This window comes from Thermus sp. (assembly GCF_039793865.1).
In the GTDB taxonomy this organism is placed as follows: domain Bacteria; phylum Deinococcota; class Deinococci; order Deinococcales; family Thermaceae; genus Thermus.
Genome location: NZ_JBAMMI010000064.1, coordinates 1 through 4336, shown reverse-complemented (window position 1 = coordinate 4336; position 4336 = coordinate 1). Strand labels below are relative to the sequence as shown.

Here is a 4336-nt window from a genome sequence, read left to right as displayed (position 1 = left end):
GGTACGAGCTCCGCTCGTGACCACAGACTGGCTGGCAAGGTAGCCCTTGCGGGCTCTAAGAGTCACCCCTTAAGGATACCACCCTTTTACGACAGCCTCTAACGTCAGCAAACCCCCTGGGGCTTCCCCAGGGGGTTCCTCAGGGCCTAGGGCTACTGGACCACCTCAATGGGGATCCGCTTGGCCCGGGCCTCGGCCACCTTGGGCAGGGTGAGCCTCAGGATCCCGTGGCGGAACTCCGCCTTGGCCTCCTCCGCCTTCACCTCCACGGGCAGGGTGAAGGTGCGCACGAAGGAGCCGTGGGGGATCTCCTGGAGGTAGTAGCGGCGCACCCGCACGTCCTCCTGAGGCTTCACCTGACCCCGGACGGTGAGCTTGGTGCCCTCGAGGCTCACCTCCAGGTCCTCGGGAGCAAGACCGGGAATGGCCATCTCCAGGACCAGGGCCTCGTCGGTCTCGTAGAGGTCCGCCGGGGCCACGTAGGCGGTGGCCAAGGGCCGGGCGAAGTCGCCCATCACCTCCTCAAAGAGCCGGTTGGCCTCCTCCAAGAGAGAGAGGGGTCCCCAGGTCCTGAAGGGCGTGATCTCCGTGGCGCGAGCGTCCCTACGCACCAGAGCCATACCCATCACCTCCAAGGTGCACTAATAACACATGCGCGCATATTTGTCAAGTACCCTTACTCTTTTGGGCTTACCCATGCGCCCTCTATAATCAGGCCTATGGACCTGCCCAAGGACGCCGTCCTGGTGGACACCCGCCCCCGGGCCGCTTACGAGGCGGGGCACCTCCCGGGAGCCCGCCACCTGGACCTCTCCGCCCCCCGGCTCCGCCTGCGGGAGGAAGCGGAGCTCAGGGCCCTGGAAGCGGGCCTCACCGAGCTCTTCCAGACCCTGGGCCTGAAAAGCCCCGCGGTCCTCTACGACGAGGGGCTCACGAGCCGCCTCTGCCGCACCGCCTTCTTTTTGGGCCTGGGGGGGCTGGAGGTGACCCTCTGGACCGAGGGCTGGGAGCCCTACGCCACGGAGAAGGAGGAGCCCAGGCCCGAGCGCACCGGGGTGGTGGCCAGGCTCCGGCGGGACTGGCTCCTCACCGCCGACGAGGCCGCCCGCCACCCCCTCCTCCTGGACGTGCGGAGCCCTGAGGAGTTCCAGGGCAAGGTCCACCCCCCCTGCTGCCCCCGGGGCGGGCGCATCCCGGGAAGCCGGAACGCCCCCTTGGAGCTTTTCCTGAGCCCGGAGGAGGTTCTGGAGCGGCTTGGCCTGGAGCCGGGCCAGGAAGTGGGGGTCTACTGCCACTCCAGGGCCCGGAGCGCCGTGGCCTTCTTCGTTCTCCGGAACCTCGGGGTCCGGGCCCGGAACTACCTGGGCTCCATGCACGAGTGGCTCCAGGAGGGCCTGCCCACCGAGCCATGAGGGTCTTTCCCATCGCCTTAGGTCCCCTGCAGGAAAACGCCTACCTGGTGGAGACGAGAGAGGGCCCGGTCCTCATTGACCCCGGGGACGAGCCGGAAAAGCTCTTCGCCCTCTTCCGAGAAACCGGCCTCACCCCCCGGGCCATCCTCCTCACCCACGCCCACTTTGACCACGTGGGGGCCGTGGCCCCCCTGGTGGAGACCCTGGACCTCCCCGTCTACCTCCACCCCTTGGACCTCCCCCTCTACGAAGGGGCGGACCTCGCCGCCCGGGCCTGGGGCTTCACCATCCCCAAGCCCCCCCTCCCCGTGAGGCCTTTGGAAGAGGGGGCGAGGCTTTTCGGGTTCCATGTCCTCCACCTCCCCGGCCACAGCCCGGGGCACGTGGCCTTCCACGACCCCGAAGGGGCCCAGGTCTTCTCCGGGGACCTCCTCTTCCGGGGGAGCATCGGCCGCTACGACCTGCCGGGAGCGGACCCCCAGGCCCTCTTCCGGTCCCTCAAGCGCCTCCTCGCCCTTCCCCCAAAAACCCGGGTCCACCCCGGGCACGGGCCCGGAACGAGCTTGGGCCTCGAGGCCCGGACGAACCCCTTCCTCACCGGGTTAGAATGGGAAACGTGAACGGGGCGGACGCTCCTCAACGGGGACAGCTGGAGGCGCTGAAGGCCCTTTACGCCCTTCAGGAAAAGGATCTGGAAATAGATCGGCTAAAGAAGGAGGCGGAAAGCCTCCCGGAGGAACTCGTGGCGGTGAAGGCCCAGGTGGATGCCCTGGAGCGGGAACTGGGCGACCTCTTGGAGCGCCAGGCGGAGCTGCGCAAGGCCTACACCCGGCACAGCCTGGACATAGAAGATCTCACCGCCAAGGAGAAGCAGGCGGAGGCGGAGCAGCGACAGGCCCAAAGCGCCCGGGAGCAGACCCAGTACGAAAACCGCATCCAGCAGATCAAGGACCGCATCAAGGAGCTCCTGGAGCTCTCCACCCCCATCATGGAGGCCATGGAGGAGGTGGAGGCCCAGATCGCCCGGGTAGAGGAGGGTCTCGCCGGCCTCCGCCCCCGCCTCGAGGCCCTCCTCCAGGAAAACGCCCTGAGGGTGGAGGCCCTGGAGGTGGAGATCCAAAAGCTCAGGGAGGAGCGGGAGGCCATGGCCCAGGGCATCCCCGCCTCCGTGCTCAAGGAGTACGAGGCCATACGCCGGGCCCGCAAGGGCACCGGCATCGTGCGCATACTCCGCCAGGGCCAGGTCTTCCGCTGCGAGGGGTGCAACGTGGTCCTGCCCACCCACGTGGCGCAAAAAGTGGTCCAGGGGCAGCTCACCCGCTGCCCCTCCTGCGGCCGCCTCCTGTGGAAGGGGGAAGGCTAAGTACCCCACCGCGGCAAAAGCCGCGGTGGGGACCCCAAAAGAGCTTTCCCACAGACCAAGCTCGGGCATCCCATGTTGCAAAGCCAAGGTGCGGGCGCTTAGCCCACCAGGCGGGCCGTAAGAGCGATCTCCTTTACCCCCGCGAGCGCCCGGGACACGGGGCAGCCCGCCTTGGCCGCCTCGGCGATCTCCAGGAACTTCTCCGGGGTTATCCCCGGCACCTCGGCCTCGGTGACGAGCTCAATCCGGGTGAGGGTAGCCTTGCCCTCCACCATCTCCAGGTGGACCCTGGCCTCGGTAAAAACCCGCCTGGGCGGGAAGCCCTCCCGCTCCAGGCTGGCCGCCAGGGCCATGGAGAAGCACCCCGCGTGGGCCGCGGCGATGAGCTCCTCGGGGTTGGTGCCCGGGCCTTCCTCAAAGCGTGAGGGGAAGGAATAGGGCCCCTCAAAGGCCTGGCTTCCCAGCCTCATAACCCCCTTGCCCGAACGCAAACCCCCTTCCCAAAAGGCCTCGGCCTTCCTCACCGGCATAAGGACACCTCCTCCACCGGGATACCCGGCCTTGCCCAAAGGTGTTGGAAACGGCACCACCTTTTACACTAAGGGGGTGCTCTTCCTCTTCGTGGACGGGCTGGGGCTGGGAGGGGCTCTTTCGGACCTCTTCCCCCTTCTTCTGGAGCTTTCCCCCCATCCCCTGGACGCCACCTTGGGGGTGGAGGGCCTGCCCCAGTCGGGCACGGGCCAGACCGCCCTTCTCACCGGGGAGAACGCCGCCAAGCTCCTCGGCCACCACCAGGGCCCCTTCCCGAGCCCCAGGCTCAGGCCCCTCCTAAGGAAAAGCCTCTACGCCTGGGCCAAGGGCAGGGGCCTGAAGGTCCTCCACGCCAACGCCTACCGCCCGGAGTACCTCAGGCGGGCCACGGAGGGAAAAAGGCTCCTCCTTTCCGCCTTCGCCCAGGCGGCGAGGATTTCCGGCCTCCCCCTCCTTCCCCTGGGGCACCCCCTGGCCCTTCCCCCCGGCTTCTGGGAGGACCCCTACGGGGCGGGGGCCAAGGCGGCGGCCCTAGCCCGGGGCTTTGACCTCGTGGTCCTGGAGTACTGGGCCCTGGACCTCGCCGCCCACCGCCACCCCGAAAGCCTCCCCGACCGCTTCCGGGAGCTCACCCTTTTCCTCCAGGGCTTCCTCGCCGAAGGCGGCCTCCTCCTCCTCGCCTCGGACCACGGCAACGCCGAGGAGCCCTGGCACCCCCGGCACACCCTCAACCCGGTCCCCCTGGTCTACACCGGGGAGGCCCCGCCCCCGCCCAGGGACCTCACGGGCGTATTTCCCTGGCTGCGAACGATTATCGCTTCTAAAACCAATAAATCCGACCGGAATACTTGACATTTTCCCCACCCCGGGGTACCCTCCTTCCCGGGAGGGGCCCCTCCCGAGGAGAACGGAGGCACCCACGGTGAAGCGCTACCTTCTGACCCTCGCGGCTTTCGCGGCCTTAGGCGCCCTCGCCCAAAGCCCCACGCTCACGATCTACTCGGGACGGGGACAGAGCCTGGTGGAACCC

The 4336-nt window shown here is 68.1% G+C and carries 6 protein-coding genes and 1 pseudogene; 5 read left to right on the top strand and 2 right to left on the bottom strand.

The features are described 5' to 3' along the window. Positions 1–152 precede the first annotated feature (152 nt). Positions 153–620 carry an Hsp20/alpha crystallin family protein gene (locus ABJK26_RS06205; RefSeq protein ID WP_347241411.1) on the bottom strand — a complete coding sequence of 156 codons (468 nt, stop codon included), beginning with the start codon at positions 618–620 and terminating at the stop codon, positions 153–155. A gap of 99 nt (positions 621–719) precedes the next feature. Here ABJK26_RS06205 and ABJK26_RS06200 point away from each other — a divergent pair, with 99 nt between their 5' ends. Genes ABJK26_RS06200 through ABJK26_RS06190 form a run of 3 tightly spaced genes read left to right on the top strand, consistent with a single transcriptional unit; the run spans position 720 to position 2775 of the window. Next, on the top strand, positions 720–1412 hold the full coding sequence (locus ABJK26_RS06200) for a rhodanese-like domain-containing protein (protein WP_347241410.1): 693 nt from the start codon (positions 720–722) through the stop codon (positions 1410–1412). Further along, positions 1409–2032: an MBL fold metallo-hydrolase gene (locus ABJK26_RS06195; protein WP_347241408.1), complete on the top strand. Its 624-nt coding sequence runs from the start codon at positions 1409–1411 to the stop codon at positions 2030–2032. The genes ABJK26_RS06200 and ABJK26_RS06195 overlap by 4 nt, the downstream gene beginning before the upstream one ends. Beyond that, complete coding sequence (locus tag ABJK26_RS06190; RefSeq protein WP_347241407.1) at positions 2020–2775, top strand: C4-type zinc ribbon domain-containing protein; 756 nt, start codon at positions 2020–2022, stop codon at positions 2773–2775. Before ABJK26_RS06195 ends, ABJK26_RS06190 begins: the two co-directional genes overlap by 13 nt. A gap of 98 nt (positions 2776–2873) precedes the next feature. Here the strand turns inward: ABJK26_RS06190 and ABJK26_RS06185 are convergent, their stop codons facing one another. Beyond that, positions 2874–3305 carry an OsmC family protein gene (locus ABJK26_RS06185; protein WP_347241406.1) on the bottom strand — a complete coding sequence of 144 codons (432 nt, stop codon included), beginning with the start codon at positions 3303–3305 and terminating at the stop codon, positions 2874–2876. 76 nt (positions 3306–3381) lie between these two features. Here ABJK26_RS06185 and ABJK26_RS06180 point away from each other — a divergent pair, with 76 nt between their 5' ends. Together ABJK26_RS06180 and ABJK26_RS06175 are read left to right on the top strand one after the other, a co-directional pair. Continuing rightward, entirely contained in the window at positions 3382–4158 is a 777-nt protein-coding gene (locus ABJK26_RS06180; protein ID WP_347241405.1) for a metalloenzyme, read from the top strand. Positions 4159–4228: 70 nt separating this feature from the next. Beyond that, positions 4229–4336, top strand: a pseudogene (locus tag ABJK26_RS06175) (iron ABC transporter substrate-binding protein); the annotation flags it as partial.